This is a genomic window from Enterobacter vonholyi (assembly GCF_008364555.1).
In the GTDB taxonomy this organism is placed as follows: Bacteria; Pseudomonadota; Gammaproteobacteria; order Enterobacterales; family Enterobacteriaceae; genus Enterobacter; species Enterobacter vonholyi.
Genome location: NZ_VTUC01000019.1, coordinates 1 through 16687, shown reverse-complemented (window position 1 = coordinate 16687; position 16687 = coordinate 1). Strand labels below are relative to the sequence as shown.

The 16687-nt window shown below is 51.3% G+C and carries 26 protein-coding genes; 20 read left to right on the top strand and 6 right to left on the bottom strand.

Features of this window, described 5'->3' with window-relative positions:
- Positions 1-6: 6 nt before the first annotated feature.
- The 14 genes from rplR (at position 7) to F0319_RS18440 (ending at position 7164) form a co-directional block, all read left to right on the top strand.
- Entirely contained in the window at positions 7-360 is a 354-nt protein-coding gene (gene rplR / locus F0319_RS18505; RefSeq protein ID WP_003863297.1) for a 50S ribosomal protein L18, read from the top strand.
- A 14-nt stretch (positions 361-374) separates the two neighbouring features.
- Positions 375-875, top strand: coding sequence for a 30S ribosomal protein S5 (gene rpsE, locus F0319_RS18500; RefSeq protein WP_003863299.1), 501 nt, complete (start codon positions 375-377; stop codon positions 873-875).
- A gap of 6 nt (positions 876-881) precedes the next feature.
- Entirely contained in the window at positions 882-1061 is a 180-nt protein-coding gene (gene rpmD, locus F0319_RS18495; RefSeq protein WP_003863301.1) for a 50S ribosomal protein L30, read from the top strand.
- A gap of 3 nt (positions 1062-1064) precedes the next feature.
- Entirely contained in the window at positions 1065-1499 is a 435-nt protein-coding gene (rplO, locus tag F0319_RS18490; protein ID WP_003863304.1) for a 50S ribosomal protein L15, read from the top strand.
- A gap of 7 nt (positions 1500-1506) precedes the next feature.
- Entirely contained in the window at positions 1507-2838 is a 1332-nt protein-coding gene (gene secY / locus F0319_RS18485) for a preprotein translocase subunit SecY (RefSeq protein WP_003863305.1), read from the top strand.
- A gap of 31 nt (positions 2839-2869) precedes the next feature.
- Positions 2870-2986 (top strand): 50S ribosomal protein L36, encoded by a 117-nt coding sequence (gene rpmJ, locus F0319_RS18480; RefSeq protein ID WP_000868187.1) that lies wholly within the window; start codon positions 2870-2872, stop codon positions 2984-2986.
- A gap of 146 nt (positions 2987-3132) precedes the next feature.
- Positions 3133-3489 (top strand): 30S ribosomal protein S13, encoded by a 357-nt coding sequence (rpsM, locus tag F0319_RS18475; protein WP_003863308.1) that lies wholly within the window; start codon positions 3133-3135, stop codon positions 3487-3489.
- Between the two features lie 16 nt (positions 3490-3505).
- On the top strand, positions 3506-3895 hold the full coding sequence (gene rpsK / locus F0319_RS18470) for a 30S ribosomal protein S11 (protein WP_003863312.1): 390 nt from the start codon (positions 3506-3508) through the stop codon (positions 3893-3895).
- 33 nt (positions 3896-3928) lie between these two features.
- Positions 3929-4549 carry a 30S ribosomal protein S4 gene (gene rpsD / locus F0319_RS18465; RefSeq protein ID WP_004868345.1) on the top strand — a complete coding sequence of 207 codons (621 nt, stop codon included), beginning with the start codon at positions 3929-3931 and terminating at the stop codon, positions 4547-4549.
- A gap of 25 nt (positions 4550-4574) precedes the next feature.
- Complete coding sequence (locus F0319_RS18460; protein ID WP_002919219.1) at positions 4575-5564, top strand: DNA-directed RNA polymerase subunit alpha; 990 nt, start codon at positions 4575-4577, stop codon at positions 5562-5564.
- A gap of 40 nt (positions 5565-5604) precedes the next feature.
- Positions 5605-5988, top strand: coding sequence for a 50S ribosomal protein L17 (gene rplQ / locus F0319_RS18455; protein WP_001216368.1), 384 nt, complete (start codon positions 5605-5607; stop codon positions 5986-5988).
- Between the two features lie 106 nt (positions 5989-6094).
- Positions 6095-6463, top strand: a complete 369-nt coding sequence (locus F0319_RS18450) for a DnaJ family domain-containing protein (RefSeq protein ID WP_149367526.1) — start codon at positions 6095-6097, stop codon at positions 6461-6463.
- Positions 6464-6465: 2 nt separating this feature from the next.
- A complete protein-coding gene (gene zntR / locus F0319_RS18445) occupies positions 6466-6891 on the top strand; it encodes a Zn(2+)-responsive transcriptional regulator (protein ID WP_014833516.1) in 426 nt (141 codons plus the stop codon).
- A 57-nt stretch (positions 6892-6948) separates the two neighbouring features.
- Complete coding sequence (locus tag F0319_RS18440; RefSeq protein ID WP_111966064.1) at positions 6949-7164, top strand: alternative ribosome-rescue factor A; 216 nt, start codon at positions 6949-6951, stop codon at positions 7162-7164.
- Here F0319_RS18440 and mscL read toward each other — a convergent pair whose 3' ends face one another.
- The 5 genes from mscL to def form a co-directional block, all read right to left on the bottom strand.
- The gene (gene mscL / locus F0319_RS18435) at positions 7165-7575 is read right to left on the bottom strand and encodes a large-conductance mechanosensitive channel protein MscL (protein WP_023309449.1); all 411 of its coding nucleotides are present in this window, start codon (positions 7573-7575) and stop codon (positions 7165-7167) included.
- Positions 7576-7721: 146 nt separating this feature from the next.
- Positions 7722-9098, bottom strand: a complete 1377-nt coding sequence (gene trkA / locus F0319_RS18430; protein WP_149367525.1) for a Trk system potassium transporter TrkA — start codon at positions 9096-9098, stop codon at positions 7722-7724.
- Between the two features lie 22 nt (positions 9099-9120).
- On the bottom strand, positions 9121-10407 hold the full coding sequence (gene rsmB / locus F0319_RS18425) for a 16S rRNA (cytosine(967)-C(5))-methyltransferase RsmB (protein WP_149367524.1): 1287 nt from the start codon (positions 10405-10407) through the stop codon (positions 9121-9123).
- A gap of 52 nt (positions 10408-10459) precedes the next feature.
- Positions 10460-11407, bottom strand: a complete 948-nt coding sequence (gene fmt, locus F0319_RS18420; RefSeq protein ID WP_149367523.1) for a methionyl-tRNA formyltransferase — start codon at positions 11405-11407, stop codon at positions 10460-10462.
- Between the two features lie 24 nt (positions 11408-11431).
- Positions 11432-11941 (bottom strand): peptide deformylase, encoded by a 510-nt coding sequence (gene def / locus F0319_RS18415; RefSeq protein ID WP_008503479.1) that lies wholly within the window; start codon positions 11939-11941, stop codon positions 11432-11434.
- A 127-nt stretch (positions 11942-12068) separates the two neighbouring features.
- Between def and dprA the strand changes: the two genes are divergently transcribed.
- From dprA to F0319_RS18385, 6 genes are read left to right on the top strand one after another with little or no spacing between them, the layout of a single operon-like run.
- Positions 12069-13193 (top strand): DNA-protecting protein DprA, encoded by a 1125-nt coding sequence (gene dprA, locus F0319_RS18410; RefSeq protein WP_149367522.1) that lies wholly within the window; start codon positions 12069-12071, stop codon positions 13191-13193.
- Positions 13165-13638, top strand: coding sequence for a DUF494 family protein Smg (smg, locus tag F0319_RS18405; RefSeq protein WP_008503477.1), 474 nt, complete (start codon positions 13165-13167; stop codon positions 13636-13638). The genes dprA and smg overlap by 29 nt, the downstream gene beginning before the upstream one ends.
- 26 nt (positions 13639-13664) lie before the next feature.
- Positions 13665-14219: a DNA topoisomerase family protein gene (locus F0319_RS18400; protein WP_047652855.1), complete on the top strand. Its 555-nt coding sequence runs from the start codon at positions 13665-13667 to the stop codon at positions 14217-14219.
- Positions 14212-14784 (top strand): L-threonylcarbamoyladenylate synthase type 1 TsaC, encoded by a 573-nt coding sequence (tsaC, locus tag F0319_RS18395; protein ID WP_149367521.1) that lies wholly within the window; start codon positions 14212-14214, stop codon positions 14782-14784. Before F0319_RS18400 ends, tsaC begins: the two co-directional genes overlap by 8 nt.
- A gap of 4 nt (positions 14785-14788) precedes the next feature.
- Positions 14789-15607, top strand: a complete 819-nt coding sequence (aroE, locus tag F0319_RS18390; protein WP_149367520.1) for a shikimate dehydrogenase — start codon at positions 14789-14791, stop codon at positions 15605-15607.
- Complete coding sequence (locus F0319_RS18385) at positions 15604-15852, top strand: DUF1488 family protein (RefSeq protein ID WP_149367519.1); 249 nt, start codon at positions 15604-15606, stop codon at positions 15850-15852. The genes aroE and F0319_RS18385 overlap by 4 nt, the downstream gene beginning before the upstream one ends.
- On the opposite strand, the gene F0319_RS18380 is transcribed toward F0319_RS18385, so the two are convergent.
- Positions 15828-16382, bottom strand: a complete 555-nt coding sequence (locus tag F0319_RS18380) for a gamma carbonic anhydrase family protein (RefSeq protein WP_149367518.1) — start codon at positions 16380-16382, stop codon at positions 15828-15830. The two genes, F0319_RS18385 and F0319_RS18380, sit on opposite strands and share 25 nt — an antisense overlap.
- Positions 16383-16687: the final 305 nt, after the last annotated feature.

Genomic DNA, 16687 nt, shown 5'->3' with positions numbered 1-16687 from the left:
AACACTATGGATAAGAAATCTGCTCGTATCCGTCGTGCGACCCGCGCACGCCGCAAGCTCAAAGAGCTGGGTGCAACTCGCCTGGTGGTACATCGTACCCCGCGTCATATTTACGCACAGGTAATTGCACCGAACGGTTCTGAAGTTCTGGTAGCTGCTTCTACTGTAGAAAAAGCTATCTCAGAACAATTGAAGTACACCGGTAACAAAGACGCCGCTGCAGCTGTAGGTAAAGCTGTTGCTGAACGCGCTCTGGAAAAAGGCATCAGCAATGTTTCCTTTGACCGTTCCGGGTTCCAATATCATGGTCGTGTCCAGGCACTGGCAGATGCTGCCCGTGAAGCTGGCCTTCAGTTCTAAGGTAGAGGTGTAAGATGGCTCACATCGAAAAACAGGCTGGCGAACTGCAGGAAAAGCTGATCGCGGTAAACCGCGTATCTAAAACCGTTAAAGGTGGTCGTATTTTCTCCTTCACAGCTCTGACTGTAGTAGGCGATGGTAACGGTCGCGTTGGTTTTGGTTACGGTAAAGCGCGTGAAGTTCCAGCAGCGATCCAGAAAGCGATGGAAAAAGCCCGTCGCAACATGATTAACGTCGCGCTGAACAACGGCACCCTGCAGCACCCAGTTAAAGGTGTTCACACGGGTTCTCGTGTATTCATGCAGCCAGCTTCAGAAGGTACCGGTATCATCGCCGGTGGTGCAATGCGCGCCGTTCTGGAAGTTGCTGGGGTTCATAACGTTCTGGCTAAAGCATATGGTTCCACCAACCCGATCAACGTGGTTCGTGCAACTATTGATGGCCTGGAAAATATGAATTCTCCAGAAATGGTCGCTGCCAAGCGTGGTAAATCCGTTGAAGAAATTCTGGGGTAATTGACCATGGCAAAGACTATTAAAATCACTCAAACCCGCAGTGCAATCGGTCGTCTGCCGAAACACAAGGCAACGCTGCTTGGCCTGGGTCTGCGTCGTATTGGTCATACCGTTGAGCGCGAGGATACTCCTGCTGTTCGTGGTATGGTCAACGCGGTTTACTTCATGGTTAAAGTTGAGGAGTAAGAGATGCGTTTAAATACTCTGTCTCCGGCCGAAGGCTCTAAAAAGGCGGGTAAACGCCTGGGTCGTGGTATCGGTTCTGGCCTCGGTAAAACCGGTGGTCGTGGTCACAAAGGTCAGAACTCTCGTTCTGGCGGTGGCGTACGTCGCGGTTTCGAGGGTGGCCAGATGCCACTGTACCGTCGTCTGCCGAAGTTCGGCTTCACCTCTCGCAAAGCAGCGATCACAGCGGAAATCCGTCTGTCTGACCTGGCGAAAGTTGAAGGCGGCGTTGTAGACCTGAACACGCTGAAAGCAGCAAACATTATCGGTATCCAGATCGAGTTCGCGAAAGTGATCCTGGCTGGTGAAGTTTCTACTCCGGTAACTGTTCGTGGCCTGCGTGTTACTAAAGGTGCTCGTGCTGCTATCGAAGCTGCTGGCGGTAAAATTGAGGAATAAGTAGCAGATGGCTAAGCAACCGGGATTAGATTTTCAAAGTGCCAAAGGTGGATTTGGCGAGCTGAAACGCAGACTGCTGTTTGTTATCGGCGCGCTGATTGTGTTCCGTATTGGCTCTTTTATTCCGATCCCTGGTATCGATGCCGCTGTACTTGCCAAACTGCTTGAGCAACAGCGAGGCACCATCATTGAAATGTTCAACATGTTCTCTGGTGGTGCTCTCAGCCGTGCTTCTATCTTTGCATTGGGTATTATGCCGTACATTTCGGCATCTATTATTATCCAGCTGCTGACGGTCGTTCATCCGGCCCTGGCAGAGTTGAAGAAAGAAGGGGAGTCTGGACGTCGTAAGATTAGTCAGTACACCCGTTACGGTACTCTGGTGCTGGCAATATTCCAGTCGATCGGTATTGCTACCGGTCTGCCGAATATGCCTGGTATGCAGGGCCTGGTGTTAAACCCGGGCTTTGCATTCTACTTCACCGCTGTTGTAAGTCTGGTCACAGGGACAATGTTCCTGATGTGGCTCGGCGAACAGATTACTGAGCGTGGTATCGGTAACGGTATCTCAATCATCATCTTCGCCGGTATTGTTGCGGGCCTCCCGCCAGCCATCGCCCATACTATCGAGCAAGCGCGTCAAGGCGACCTGCACTTCCTCCTGTTGCTGTTGGTTGCAGTATTAGTATTTGCAGTGACGTTCTTTGTTGTCTTCGTTGAACGTGGTCAACGCCGCATTGTGGTGAACTACGCTAAACGTCAGCAAGGTCGTCGTGTCTATGCTGCACAGAGCACACATTTACCGCTGAAAGTGAACATGGCGGGGGTTATCCCGGCTATCTTCGCTTCCAGTATTATTCTGTTCCCGGCTACCATCGCGTCATGGTTCGGGGGCGGTACTGGTTGGAACTGGCTGACAACAATTTCGCTGTATTTGCAGCCTGGGCAACCACTTTATGTGTTACTCTATGCGTCTGCGATCATCTTCTTCTGTTTCTTCTACACGGCGTTGGTCTTCAACCCGCGTGAAACAGCAGATAACCTGAAGAAGTCCGGTGCATTTGTACCAGGAATTCGTCCGGGAGAGCAAACGGCGAAGTATATCGATAAAGTAATGACCCGCCTGACTTTGGTTGGTGCGCTCTATATTACTTTTATCTGCCTGATCCCGGAGTTCATGCGTGATGCAATGAAAGTACCGTTCTACTTCGGTGGGACCTCACTGCTTATCGTTGTTGTCGTGATTATGGACTTTATGGCTCAAGTGCAAACTCTGATGATGTCCAGTCAGTATGAGTCTGCATTGAAGAAGGCGAACCTGAAAGGCTACGGCCGCTAATTGGTCGCCTGAGAAGTTACGGAGAGTAAAAATGAAAGTTCGTGCTTCCGTCAAGAAATTATGCCGTAACTGCAAAATCGTTAAGCGTGATGGTGTCATCCGTGTGATTTGCAGTGCCGAGCCGAAGCATAAACAGCGCCAAGGCTGATTATTTCGCATATTTTTCTTGCAAAGTTGGGTTGAGCTGGCTAGATTAGCCAGCCAATCTTTTGTATGTCTGTACGTTTCCATTTGAGTATCCTGAAAACGGGCTTTTCAGCATGGTGCGTACATATTAAATAGTAGGAGTGCATAGTGGCCCGTATAGCAGGCATTAACATTCCTGATCAGAAACATGCTGTGATCGCATTAACTTCGATCTACGGCGTCGGCAAGACCCGTTCTAAAGCCATTCTGGCTGCAGCGGGTATCGCTGAAGATGTTAAGATCAGTGAGCTGTCTGAAGAACAAATCGACACGCTGCGTGACGAAGTTGCCAAATTTGTCGTTGAAGGTGATCTGCGCCGTGAAATCAGCATGAGCATCAAGCGCCTGATGGATCTTGGTTGCTATCGCGGTTTGCGTCATCGTCGTGGTCTGCCAGTGCGCGGTCAGCGTACTAAGACCAACGCACGTACCCGTAAGGGTCCGCGCAAACCGATCAAGAAATAATCGGGGTGATTGAATAATGGCAAAGGCACCAGTTCGTGCACGTAAACGTGTAAGAAAACAAGTCTCTGACGGCGTGGCTCATATCCATGCTTCTTTCAACAACACCATCGTTACTATTACTGATCGTCAGGGTAACGCATTGGGTTGGGCAACAGCCGGTGGTTCCGGTTTCCGTGGTTCTCGCAAATCCACTCCGTTCGCAGCTCAGGTTGCAGCAGAGCGTTGCGCTGAAGCCGTAAAAGAATACGGCATCAAGAATCTGGAAGTTATGGTTAAAGGTCCGGGTCCGGGTCGTGAATCTACTGTTCGCGCTCTGAACGCCGCTGGTTTCCGCATCACGAATATTACTGATGTGACTCCGATCCCTCATAACGGTTGTCGTCCGCCGAAAAAACGTCGCGTATAACGCTCCGTTTTTTAGGTTAGTTGGAGATAGAAAATGGCAAGATATTTGGGTCCTAAGCTCAAGCTGAGCCGTCGTGAGGGCACCGACTTATTCCTTAAGTCTGGCGTTCGCGCGATCGATACCAAGTGTAAAATTGAACAAGCTCCTGGCCAGCACGGTGCGCGTAAACCGCGTCTGTCTGACTATGGTGTGCAGTTGCGTGAAAAGCAAAAAGTTCGCCGTATGTACGGTGTGCTGGAGCGTCAGTTCCGTAACTACTATAAAGAAGCAGCACGTCTGAAAGGCAACACAGGTGAAAACCTGCTGGCTCTGCTGGAAGGTCGTCTGGACAACGTTGTATACCGTATGGGCTTCGGCGCTACTCGTGCTGAATCACGTCAGCTGGTTAGCCACAAAGCAATCATGGTAAACGGTCGTGTTGTTAACATCGCTTCTTATCAGGTTAAAGCGAATGACGTTGTTAGCATTCGTGAGAAAGCGAAAAAGCAATCTCGCGTGAAGGCCGCTCTGGAGCTGGCTGAGCAGCGTGAAAAGCCAACCTGGCTGGAAGTTGATGCTGGCAAGATGGAAGGTACGTTCAAGCGTCAGCCAGAACGTTCTGATCTGTCTGCGGACATTAACGAACACCTGATCGTCGAGCTTTACTCCAAGTAAAGCTTAGTACCAAAGAGAGGACACAATGCAGGGTTCTGTGACAGAGTTTCTAAAACCGCGCCTGGTAGATATCGAGCAAGTGAGTTCGACGCACGCCAAGGTGACCCTTGAGCCTTTAGAGCGTGGCTTTGGCCATACTCTGGGTAACGCACTGCGCCGTATTCTGCTCTCATCGATGCCGGGTTGCGCGGTGACCGAGGTTGAGATTGATGGTGTACTTCATGAGTACAGCACCAAAGAAGGCGTTCAGGAAGATATCCTTGAAATCCTGCTCAACCTGAAAGGGCTGGCGGTGAGAGTTCAGGGTAAAGATGAAGTTATTCTTACTCTGAATAAATCTGGCATTGGCCCTGTGACTGCAGCCGACATCACCCACGACGGTGATGTTGAAATCGTCAAGCCGCAGCACGTGATCTGCCACCTGACCGATGAGAACGCAGCGATTAGCATGCGTATCAAAGTTCAGCGCGGTCGTGGTTATGTGCCGGCTTCTGCCCGAATTCATTCGGAAGAAGATGAGCGCCCAATCGGCCGTCTGCTGGTCGACGCATGCTACAGCCCTGTAGAGCGTATTGCCTACAATGTTGAAGCAGCGCGTGTAGAACAGCGTACCGACCTGGACAAGCTGGTCATCGAAATGGAAACCAACGGCACAATCGATCCTGAAGAGGCGATTCGTCGTGCGGCAACCATCCTGGCAGAACAACTGGAAGCTTTCGTTGACTTACGTGATGTACGTCAGCCGGAAGTGAAAGAAGAGAAACCAGAATTCGATCCGATCCTGCTGCGCCCTGTTGACGATCTCGAGTTGACTGTCCGCTCTGCTAACTGCCTCAAGGCAGAAGCTATCCACTATATCGGTGATCTGGTACAGCGTACCGAGGTTGAGTTGCTGAAAACGCCGAACCTGGGTAAAAAATCTCTTACTGAGATTAAAGACGTGCTGGCTTCTCGTGGTCTGTCTCTGGGCATGCGCCTGGAAAACTGGCCACCGGCAAGCATTGCTGACGAGTAACCGGATCACAGGTTAAGGTTTTACTGAGAAGGATAAGGTCATGCGCCATCGTAAGAGTGGTCGTCAACTGAACCGCAACAGCAGCCATCGCCAGGCTATGTTCCGCAACATGGCAGGTTCACTGGTTCGTCATGAGATCATCAAGACGACCCTGCCTAAAGCGAAAGAGCTGCGTCGCGTAGTTGAGCCGCTGATTACTCTTGCCAAGACTGACAGCGTTGCTAATCGTCGTCTGGCATTCGCCCGTACTCGTGATAACGAGATCGTGGCAAAACTGTTTAACGAACTGGGCCCGCGTTTCGCGAGCCGTGCCGGTGGTTACACTCGCATTCTGAAGTGTGGTTTCCGTGCAGGCGACAACGCGCCGATGGCTTACATCGAGCTGGTTGATCGTTCAGAGAAAGCAGAAGCTGCTGCAGAGTAATCTGCAGTAACGTAAAAAAACCCGCTCCGGCGGGTTTTTTTATATCCGTGAAATCCCCACTTCTCTACAATGTCTGTATCAATTCTGTTCATCCCTGGAGCTGGTAATGTGGTTGCTCGACCAGTGGGCAGAACGCCATATTTGTGATGCCCAAAAAAAAGGCGAATTCGACGATCTTCCAGGAAGCGGCGAACCTCTTGTGCTTGAAGACGATTCCCACATCTCGCCTGAATTACGGGCTGGATACCGTTTACTGAAAAATGCAGGCTGTCTCCCTTTGGAGCTTGAACAGCGCAGAGAGGCTGTTGAACTGGCCGATCTGCTTAAAGGCATCCGTCAGGACGATCCGCGACATTCTGAACTTAGCAGTCGTCTCGCCCTGCTTGAACTCAAGCTTCGCCAGGCAGGAATGAACACTGACTTTCTGCACGGTGAATACGGTGAAAGATTGATGCAGAAATTAAATGAGGAGTAGCTATGTACCGTATCGGTGAACTTGCGAAGCTCGCTAACGTCACGCCGGATACCATCCGATATTACGAAAAGCAGCAGATGATTGATCATGAAGTTCGTACTGAAGGTGGCTTTCGACTTTATACCGATAACGATCTGCAGCGCCTGCGGTTTATTCGTTATGCGCGCCAGCTCGGTTTCACATTAGACTCGATCCGCGAACTTTTATCGATCCGCATCGATCCGGCACATCACACCTGCCAGGAGTCTAAAAGCATTGTGCAGGCCCGTCTGGATGAAGTGGAAGCACGCATTCAGGAGCTGCAGACCATGCAGCGCTCCCTGCAAAGGCTGAATGATGCCTGCTGCGGTACGGCCCACAGCAGTATTTATTGTTCCATTCTGGAAGCCCTTGAACAGGGAGCCAGTGGAGAAACGCAGGGCTGTTGATTTTTAGTTCATCCGGGTCTAGACTCCCGTCGTCATAAACCAAGCTCAGGAGAATTTATGAGCCGCTATCAGCATACGAAAGGTCAGATCAAAGACAATGCCATTGAGGCACTACTTCACGACCCGCTATTCAGACAGCGCGTTGAGAAGAATAAAAAAGGGAAAGGAAGTTATCTGCGTAAAGACAAGCATGAAAAACGGGGTAACTGGGAGGCCAGTGGCAAGCAAGCGAATCGCTTATTTACCACTGGCCTTCCTGCTTTAAGCTTTTGATTAAACGCGGTTGTTCTGCTCTTTTAACAGATCGCGGATCTCACTCAGCAGCACTTCTTCTTTCGTTGGTGCAGGTGCTGCAGCTGGCTCTTCTTTCTTACGATTGAGCCTGTTGATCAGCTTGATAGCCATAAAAATGGCAAACGCGACAATCACAAAATCAAATACGTTCTGAATGAATACGCCGTAGTGCATCACGACCGCCGGCACATCACCCTGTGCTTCACGCAGCGTGAAAGCGAACTGTTTGAAATCTATGCCCCCGATTAACAACCCTAAAGGTGGCATGATAATGTCGGCCACTAATGATGAAACAATCTTGCCGAATGCCGCACCAATAATGACACCCACAGCTAAATCCACCACGTTCCCGCGCATCGCAAATTCGCGAAATTCTTTAATAAAACTCATTGTTCTCTCCTTGTGCCAGCTGACGAGTTTAAGTTTAACAAATGATTAGCCAATTGCCATTCGGGATAATTAAACATTATAAAAAATAAAAGGCACAAAAATGAAAAGGATAAAGTAAGGGTGCTCTTTCTGGAGCACCCAATTCTTTAAAGGAAGAATGGACTTGGCTGGAATAAACGTTCGACGTCGGTAATAAACTTTTTATCGGTAAGGAACATAATAACGTGATCGCCTTGCTCAATTCGTAAATTATCATTGGCAATCATGACATCATCCCCGCGCACAACGGCGCCGATGATCGTGCCTGGTGGAAGCTTAATTTCATCGATTGACCGGCCCACGACGCGTGACGTGGTTTCATCTCCGTGAGCAACAGCTTCAATGGCTTCCGCCACGCCACGGCGGAGCGATGACACACCGACAATATCCGCTTTACGAACATGGCTCAGAAGCGCTGAAATTGTTGCCTGCTGAGGCGAAATGGCAATATCAATAACGCTGCCCTGAACCAGATCGACATACGCCTTGCGCTGGATAAGCACCATGACTTTTTTTGCCCCCATGCGCTTCGCGAGCATGGCGGACATTATATTTGCCTCGTCATCGTTGGTGACGGCAATAAAGAGATCGACTTGATCAATATGCTCTTCAGCCAGTAGCTCCTGATCGGACGCATCACCATAAAATACGATCGTATTTTGAAGTTTTTCCGCCAGTTCAGCAGCACGCTGTTGATCGCGCTCGATCAACTTCACGCTGTAATCTTTTTCTAACCGATGTGCCAGACCTGCACCGATATTGCCGCCGCCGACCAGCATAATGCGTTTATAGGGTTTTTCGAGACGCTGTAATTCACTCATCACCGCACGAATATGCTGTGAGGCCGCAATAAAGAAGACCTCATCACCGGCTTCGACAATCGTGGAGCCCTGCGGGCGAATGGGTCTGTCGTGACGGAAAATGGCTGCGACGCGCGTATCGATATGCGGCATGTGCTCGCGCATGGTGGAAAGCGCATTGCCGATCAATGGCCCGCCGTAATAGGCCTTAACCACTGCCAGACTCACTTTGCCCTCGGCAAAGTTTACCACCTGCAGGGCACCCGGATATTCGATCAGGCGGTAGATATTGTCGATAACCAGCTGTTCTGGCGCGATAAGGTGGTCGATGGGGACCGCTTCGGAATTAAACAGTTTTTCAGCATCGCGAACATAGTCCGGAGAGCGAATACGCGCAATTCGGTTTGGCGTGTTGAAAAGCGAGTAGGCCACCTGACAGGCCACCATATTAGTTTCATCAGAACTGGTTACCGCAACCAGCATGTCGGCATCGTCGGCGCCTGCCTCACGAAGAACACGTGGGTGCGAACCATGACCCTGCACCACCCGCAGGTCAAATTTGTCCTGTAAAACACGCAGGCGATCGCCGTTGGTATCAACTATGGTGATGTCGTTGTTTTCCCCAACCAGGTTTTCCGCCAGCGTTCCGCCAACCTGTCCTGCGCCCAGAATGATAATCTTCATATCTCGTGACCTGTTCTCAACATCACTCTTTGATTAGCTTAGCGTAAAAGAAGCCATCACCCTCTTCTGCACCCGGCAGATTCTGCTGACCCGGGCATTCAGGCGTTCCCGTATCGCGCAGCGCTGCATCCGGGGTACGTTTAAGGAAGGCCGCGATTTGCTGACTGTTTTCTTCCGGCAGCACTGAGCAGGTCGCATAGACCAGCGTGCCGCCGGGTTTAAGATGTGGCCAGATGGCGTCGAGAATGTCGGATTGCAGTTGGGCAAGCTCGTTAATATCACGATCGCGACGCAGCCACTTGATATCAGGATGACGACGAATCACGCCGGTGGCAGAGCAGGGGGCATCCAGCAAAATGCGATCGAATTGTGTTTCGCCACACCATTCTGCTGGTTTGCGTCCATCGCCTTGCTTAACCTGTGCCTTCATGCCCAGGCGCTTGAGGTTGTCGTAGACGCGTGAAAGACGCTGCTCATCAACGTCCACTGCCATCACGCTGGCCTGCGGAGCCACTTCAAGAATATGCGTCGTTTTGCCCCCTGGTGCGGCGCAGAGATCGAGGATCTGCTCACCGTTTTGGGGTTCAAGCCAGGTCATGCAACCCTGAGCCGAGGCATCCTGTACAGTTACCCAACCGTCTTCAAAGCCGGGCAGTGCATGTACCAGTGCAGGCGATGCTAAGCGCACGGCATCAGGGTATGCGTCATGGGTGAAGCCGCTCATTCCAGCTTCTTCAAGTAATGCCAGCCATGCGTCACGGGTGTGGTGATTACGATTCACGCGTAACCACATTGGTGGACGCTGGTTGTTAGCATCGGCAATGTCCTGCCATTGCTGCGGATAAGCTTTTTTCAGGCGCTTCAACAGCCAGTCCGGATGCAGGAAGCGCGCTTCGCTTTGGGCAAATTCAGCCAGAAGCTCTTCCTGCTGTCTCTGGAACTGACGCAGTACGCCGTTGATCAGCCCTTTCAGCTGAGGACGTTTAATCGCAACGGCACCTTCCACCGTCTCTGCCAGCGCGGCATGGGGTGGGATGCGGGTATGAAGAAGCTGATAAAAACCCACCATAATCAAATAGTGTACGGTGCGCTGTTTGCCTGTCATTGGGCGTGACATCAGCTTATTAATCAACCACTCAAGTTGAGAAAGCGTGCGCAGGACGCCAAAGCAAAGCTCCTGAAGCAGGGCTTTATCCTTATCAGAGACTTTTTGCTGCAGGGGAGGCAGGACATTGCTCAATGACTGGCCCTGCTCAATAACCTGCTCGACGGCCTGAGCCGCCATACTGCGTAGATTTTGTTTTTTCATAACCGTAAAAATAAAAATGCCCGGAAACACCGGGCCTTAAGAATAAATTTGCTCAGGCAAGACGGTTGCCCGGGATAAACCATTCGCGACGGGAATTTAACAGATCCTGAGCGCTCATGGCTTTCTTACCGGCCGGTTGGAGCGATTCAAGATTCAATATCCCTTGCCCAGTCGCCACCTGGATGCCGTTCTTGTTGGCGTCAACAATCGTACCGGGTTCAGCCGTAGTAGTACCGCTAATGACGGAGGCTTTCCACACTTTCACCGGCTGCTCATCAATCTCTATCCAGCTCATCGGCCACGGATTGAAAGCGCGAATGCAGCGTTCAAGCTGAGCGGCCGACAGGGACCAGTCGATCCGCGCTTCTTCTTTGCTCAGCTTTTCGGCATAAGTCACCAGCGCGTCATCCTGAACTTCCGGTTTCGCCGTATTGTCAGCAAGCTGCTGGAGCGTCTCGATAAGCCCTTGTGGACCGAGGTCTGCCAGTTTGTCATACAGCGTGGCGCTGGTATCGTCTGACGTAATGGGGCAGGCCAGTTTATACAGCATATCGCCGGTGTCTAAACCTACGTCCATCTTCATAATGGTAACGCCCGTTTCGGCATCACCTGCCCACAGCGAGCGCTGAATAGGTGCAGCACCACGCCAGCGCGGGAGCAAAGACCCATGCACGTTGATGCAACCCAGGCGAGGCATATCGAGCACAGCTTTTGGCAGGATTAAACCGTAAGCCACCACCACCATTACGTCGGCTTTCAGGTCAGCGACCAGCTGCTGATTTTCCTGGGAGCGTAACGATACGGGCTGGAAAACGGGTAGCCCATGCTCTTCTGCCAGCACTTTTACCGGGCTGGGCATCATTTTTTTGCCGCGACCAGCAGGACGGTCCGGCTGGGTAAAGACGCCAACAACCTTGTGACCGGAAGATAACAGCGCGTCAAGATGACGCGCTGCAAAATCAGGGGTTCCCGCGAAGATAATTCGTAGTGTTTTAGACACGATGATCCTTGTATCCGGGGGGCGTTATGCGCGAGAACGCAAACGATCCAGTTTTTCTACTTTCTGACGAATACGCTGCTGTTTCAGCGGTGAGAGGTAATCGATAAACAGTTTACCGACAAGGTGATCCATCTCATGCTGAATACAAATCGCCAGCAGGTCATCTGCTTCCAGTTCGAACGGATTACCGTCACGATCCAGGGCGCGAATTTTCACCTTTTCAGCTCGCGGCACTAACGCACGCTGTTCAGGAATAGACAGACAGCCTTCCTCAATACCGGTTTCGCCACTCTTTTCGAGCAGCTCAGGGTTGATCAGCACCAGGCGGCCATCGCGATTTTCAGAAACATCAATCACGATAATACGCTTATGAATGTCTACCTGCGTCGCCGCCAGACCAATGCCTTCTTCGGCGTACATGGTATCGAACATATCATCAACGATACGCTGGATTTCTGCATTCACTTCTTTGACCGGTTCAGCGACGATGCGAAGGCGCTCGTCCGGAATATGTAACACTTGCAAAACTGCCATAAATTTCCAGAGTCGTGTTCAGGAGTTGATAAGAATACTACCTCTATTCTAGACAAATCCCCCATCGATTGACAGCATCAGTGACCAATCGCAATGATTGCGGAGGCCGCTTATGGCAGGGGAAAGGATGACGTTGACCGAGATATGGCTACGGCTAATACACACAGGGTCTCTGTGTGGTGATGTAATGCTGGAAGCGGCTGCACGACTGCAGAAGCAGGAAGGCATCGACACGCTTGTCTTAAGAAATGCTGGACTGACAGCAAAGCAGGCTGAACGATTCTTTGCGTTCAATGAGAGTGAGCTGGAACGTAGCCTGCTATGGCTTGAGCAGCCGGGGCATCATTTATTAACGGCCAACCATCCCCTTTATCCCCCTTTGCTTCGCACGATCCCTGATTATCCCGGTGCATTATTCATAAAAGGTAACCCAGAGACGCTTAATACCGTTCAGCTGGCGGTGGTAGGCAGTCGTGCGCCGTCATGGTACGGCGAGCGATGGGGGAAAATCCTGTGCGAACAGCTTACACAAAGTGGTTTCACGATTACCAGCGGGCTGGCCTGTGGTATTGACGGCGTTGCCCACAGCGCGGCGCTGTCAGCTAAAGGACAAAGTGTCGCGGTGCTGGGGAACGGTCTTTTTAGCATTTATCCACGCCGACATCAGGCATTGGCGATGCGGCTTATTGAATCTGACGGCGCGATAGTCTCTGAGTTTTCGCTTTCCGCGCAGCCCAGGCCGGCAAACTTTCCGCGTCGTAATCGAATTATCAGCGGGCTTAGCAAAGGCGTGCTGGTAGTTGAAGCTGCGCGGCGAAGCGGTTCGCTGGTCACGGCACGATGCGCGCTTGAACAGGGGAGAGAGGTCTTTGCCTTGCCCGGCCCGATAGGTAACCCCGGATGCGAGGGGCCCCACTGGCTGATTAAGCAAGGGGCCACACCGGTAACGGAAGTAGGGGATATTCTTGAAAATTTGCAATATGGATTGCAATGGCTACAGGAAGATCCCGAAAAGCGACAATATTCATCAGATCAGGGAAAGGTGGCATTGCCATTTCCCAAGCTCCTGGCTAACGTAGGAGATGAGGTAACACCTGTTGACGTTGTCGCTGAACGTGCCGGCCAACCTGTGCCAGTAACGGTAGCACAGCTACTCGAACTGGAGTTAGCAGGGTGGATCGCAGCTGTACCCGGCGGCTATGTCCGATTAAGGAGGGCATGCCATGTTCGACGTACTGATGTATTTGTTTGAGACTTACATCCATAACGAAGCAGAAATGCGAGTGGATCAGGACAAATTGACACAGGATCTTACCGATGCGGGGTTTGAGCGGGAAGACATCTATAATGCGTTGATGTGGCTGGAAAAACTGGCTGATTATCAGGAAGGCCTGGCCGAACCGATGCAGCTTGCTTCTGATCCATTGTCAGTACGCATTTATACCGCAGAAGAGTGTGAAAGGCTGGACGCCAGCTGCCGGGGATTCATCTTATTCCTTGAGCAGATTCAGGTGCTGAACCTCGAAACGAGAGAAATGGTGATAGAGCGCGTCATGGCGCTGGATACAGCAGAATTCGAACTGGAAGATCTCAAATGGGTGATCCTGATGGTTCTGTTTAATATCCCGGGCTGTGAAAATGCCTATCAGCAAATGGAAGAATTACTCTTTGAAGTGAATGAAGGTATGCTGCACTAATTCAATGTGCAGCACCAAGAGTTGTTATGGCCAAATCAGCACTATTCACGGTGCATAAAAACGAGCCCTGCCCGCAGTGCGGGGCTGAACTTGTTATTCGGTCCGGGAAACACGGCCCGTTTCTCGGTTGTTCACACTATCCGGAATGTGATTATGTTCGTCCTCTGAAAAGCCAGGCGGATGGACATATCGTTAAAATTCTGGAGGGTCAGTATTGTCCCGTGTGCGGTGGTGAATTAGCCCTGCGGCAGGGGCGTTTCGGCATGTTTATTGGATGTAGCCGCTATCCAGAATGTGAGCATACGGAACAAATTGATAAGCCTGATGAAACGGCAATTGCGTGTCCTCAGTGTCAGCGCGGTCAGCTGGTACAGCGCCGTTCCCGTTATGGTAAGACCTTCCATTCGTGCGATCGCTACCCTGAATGCCAGTTCGTCATCAATTTTAAACCAGTAGCGGGAACCTGCCCTCATTGCAATTATCCGCTACTGATAGAGAAGAAAACCGCGCAAGGCATGAAACGCTTCTGCGCCAGTAAACAATGTGGAAAGCCGGTTACGGCGGATCAAAATAGTGAATAATAACCTGCCATCAGGCTCCATTGCGCATGCTGTGGACGTACTGAAAAATGAAGAAGTCATCGCCTATCCAACTGAAGCTGTTTTTGGGGTCGGTTGCGATCCTGACAGCGAGACGGCTGTGAGCCGTCTGCTTGCCCTGAAACAAAGACCCGTCGAGAAAGGACTGATTTTGATCGCTGCGAATTACGAGCAGCTTAAACCTTATATCGACGACTCCATGCTTACGCCGGCGCAGCGCGAGACTATCTTCTCCGTGTGGCCGGGACCGGTGACCTTCGTCTTCCCGGCGCAGCCGACAACCCCGCGTTGGTTAACCGGACGCTTTGATTCCCTCGCCGTTCGCGTAACTGACCATCCGCTGGTGGTTGAGCTTTGTCTGGCATTTGGTAAACCGCTAGTCTCAACAAGTGCTAACCTTACCGGATTGCCGCCTTGTCGGACAACCGAAGAAGTGCTGGCGCAGTTCGGGAATGACTTCCCTGTTGCTGTCGGTGAAACGGGAGGGCGCCTGAATCCGTCTGAAATTCGCGACGCTTTGACCGGCGAACGTTTTCGCCAGGGGTAATCTCATGGAAACCTATGCTGTTTTTGGCAATCCCATTGCACACAGCAAATCACCGTTGATCCATCAGCAATTCGCGGAGCAGCTGGAGATTGATCATCCCTACGGCCGCATACTGGCGCCAGTGGATGCTTTTATCCCAACGCTGGAGGCCTTTTTCGCCGCGGGGGGCAAAGGCGCGAATGTGACGGTGCCTTTTAAAGAGGAAGCCTTCGAACGTGCGGATGAGCTAACCGAACGAGCTTTTCTGGCTGGTGCAGTCAATACTCTAAAACGGCTTGAGGATGGACGCCTTTTGGGTGACAACACCGACGGAATTGGTTTACTCAGCGATCTGGAAAGACTCTCCTTTATCAAGCCCGGATTCCGGATCCTGCTGATTGGCGCGGGTGGCGCATCGCGGGGCGTTCTGTTGCCTCTGCTTTCACTGGACTGTTCGGTGACCGTTACTAACAGAACCTTTTCCCGGGCAGAAGCGCTGGCGGCGTTGTTTGCGCATACCGGCAGCGTGAGCGCGGCAGCTCTTGACGATCTTGCCGATCGTGAGTTCGATCTTGTCATTAATGCCACATCCAGCGGCATTAGTGGTGAGATCCCGGCGATCCCCGCTTCGCTGGTCAGTGCGCATATGTATTTCTATGACATGTTTTATCAGAAAGGGAAGACGCCTTTCCTTTATTGGTGTGAACAACACGGTGCGAAAAAGTTAGCCGATGGACTCGGCATGCTGGTGGGGCAGGCTGCGCATGCGGTGCTTCTCTGGCACGGGGTGTTGCCTGCAGTCGAGCCGGTCATTGAAAAGTTAAAGCAGGAGCTTTCGGCGTGAATCAGGCTATTCATTTTCCGGACAGAGAGAGCTGGGATGAAAGTAAGCAAGCGGTCTGTTTCCCGGTTCTGGTACACGGCATGCAACTGACCTGTGCCATTCATGGGGAAACGCTGTTGCGTCGTTTTGGCGGTTCAGATCCGATAGCGGTATTTTGCGAAAATCGCTGGGATCTGGAAGAGGAAGCCAGCGATTTAATCCGCAAAGAGCAGGAAGACGATCAGGGTTGGATTTGGCTATCCTGATCCAAATAATCATTTTTCCATTTTACGTAGTTGTTCGCCGAGTATTTTAATCCTTCGATCTCTGCCTCCTTAAGGGGGCGGATCTGTTTTACCGGACTTCCCAGATAGAGATAGCCGCTCTCCAGCCGTTTGTTCTGCGGGACTAGGCTACCGGCTCCAATCATCACGTCATCTTCTACTATGACACCATCCAGCAAAATCGACCCCATGCCAACAAGTACGCGATTTCCGATAGTGCAGCCGTGAAGCATCACTTTATGGCCGACGGTAACCTCTTCTCCAATGATGAGGGGATTACCTTCCGGGTTATAGGAGGATTTGTGCGTGACGTGCAGGACGCTACCGTCCTGAATATTGGTACGTGCACCAATCGACACATAGTTAACATCACCCCTGATGGCGACGAGTGGCCAGATACTGACATCGTCGGCCATTCGGACATCACCAATCACCACGCTGCTGGCATCGATCATCACGCGATCGCCTTTTTGGGGGAACAGATCTTTATAAGGACGTAATACTGCGGGCATATCTACCTCTAACAATGAGCGCTATACAGAAGACTTTGATCGTATTAATGGATCGAGGCAAGGCAAAATACGTCAATATTTAAGCAGAACGGGCGGGATTTCAGCGAAAAGCGCGGAAAATCAGCAGTCGGAAAAAAAGATCTAAAAAATACTTGTGCTAAAAAATGGGATCCCTATAATGCGCCTCCATCGACACGGCGGATGTGAATCACTTCACAAACAACCCGGTCGGTTGAAGAGAAAAAATCCTGAAATAACGGGTTGACTCTGAAAGAGGAAAGCGTAATATACGCCACCTCGCAACG

Excerpts from the sequence above, each read along its gene's own strand:
- rsmB (WP_149367524.1), bottom strand. The coding sequence starts at position 10,407 with ATGAAAAAACAAAATCTACGCAGTATGGCGGCTCAGGCCGTCGAGCAG.
- smg (WP_008503477.1), top strand. The coding sequence starts at position 13,165 with ATGTTCGACGTACTGATGTATTTGTTTGAGACTTACATCCATAACGAA.
- def (WP_008503479.1), bottom strand. The coding sequence starts at position 11,941 with ATGGCAGTTTTGCAAGTGTTACATATTCCGGACGAGCGCCTTCGCATC.
- rpmD (WP_003863301.1), top strand. The coding sequence starts at position 882 with ATGGCAAAGACTATTAAAATCACTCAAACCCGCAGTGCAATCGGTCGT.
- rplQ (WP_001216368.1), top strand. The coding sequence starts at position 5,605 with ATGCGCCATCGTAAGAGTGGTCGTCAACTGAACCGCAACAGCAGCCAT.
- rpsD (WP_004868345.1), top strand. The coding sequence starts at position 3,929 with ATGGCAAGATATTTGGGTCCTAAGCTCAAGCTGAGCCGTCGTGAGGGC.
- zntR (WP_014833516.1), top strand. The coding sequence starts at position 6,466 with ATGTACCGTATCGGTGAACTTGCGAAGCTCGCTAACGTCACGCCGGAT.
- F0319_RS18450 (WP_149367526.1), top strand. The coding sequence starts at position 6,095 with ATGTGGTTGCTCGACCAGTGGGCAGAACGCCATATTTGTGATGCCCAA.
- rpsK (WP_003863312.1), top strand. The coding sequence starts at position 3,506 with ATGGCAAAGGCACCAGTTCGTGCACGTAAACGTGTAAGAAAACAAGTC.
- rpmJ (WP_000868187.1), top strand. The coding sequence starts at position 2,870 with ATGAAAGTTCGTGCTTCCGTCAAGAAATTATGCCGTAACTGCAAAATC.
- dprA (WP_149367522.1), top strand. The coding sequence starts at position 12,069 with ATGACGTTGACCGAGATATGGCTACGGCTAATACACACAGGGTCTCTG.
- aroE (WP_149367520.1), top strand. The coding sequence starts at position 14,789 with ATGGAAACCTATGCTGTTTTTGGCAATCCCATTGCACACAGCAAATCA.
- secY (WP_003863305.1), top strand. The coding sequence starts at position 1,507 with ATGGCTAAGCAACCGGGATTAGATTTTCAAAGTGCCAAAGGTGGATTT.
- trkA (WP_149367525.1), bottom strand. The coding sequence starts at position 9,098 with ATGAAGATTATCATTCTGGGCGCAGGACAGGTTGGCGGAACGCTGGCG.
- F0319_RS18440 (WP_111966064.1), top strand. The coding sequence starts at position 6,949 with ATGAGCCGCTATCAGCATACGAAAGGTCAGATCAAAGACAATGCCATT.
- rplR (WP_003863297.1), top strand. The coding sequence starts at position 7 with ATGGATAAGAAATCTGCTCGTATCCGTCGTGCGACCCGCGCACGCCGC.
- F0319_RS18380 (WP_149367518.1), bottom strand. The coding sequence starts at position 16,382 with ATGCCCGCAGTATTACGTCCTTATAAAGATCTGTTCCCCCAAAAAGGC.
- F0319_RS18400 (WP_047652855.1), top strand. The coding sequence starts at position 13,665 with ATGGCCAAATCAGCACTATTCACGGTGCATAAAAACGAGCCCTGCCCG.
- F0319_RS18460 (WP_002919219.1), top strand. The coding sequence starts at position 4,575 with ATGCAGGGTTCTGTGACAGAGTTTCTAAAACCGCGCCTGGTAGATATC.
- rplO (WP_003863304.1), top strand. The coding sequence starts at position 1,065 with ATGCGTTTAAATACTCTGTCTCCGGCCGAAGGCTCTAAAAAGGCGGGT.
- mscL (WP_023309449.1), bottom strand. The coding sequence starts at position 7,575 with ATGAGTTTTATTAAAGAATTTCGCGAATTTGCGATGCGCGGGAACGTG.
- rpsE (WP_003863299.1), top strand. The coding sequence starts at position 375 with ATGGCTCACATCGAAAAACAGGCTGGCGAACTGCAGGAAAAGCTGATC.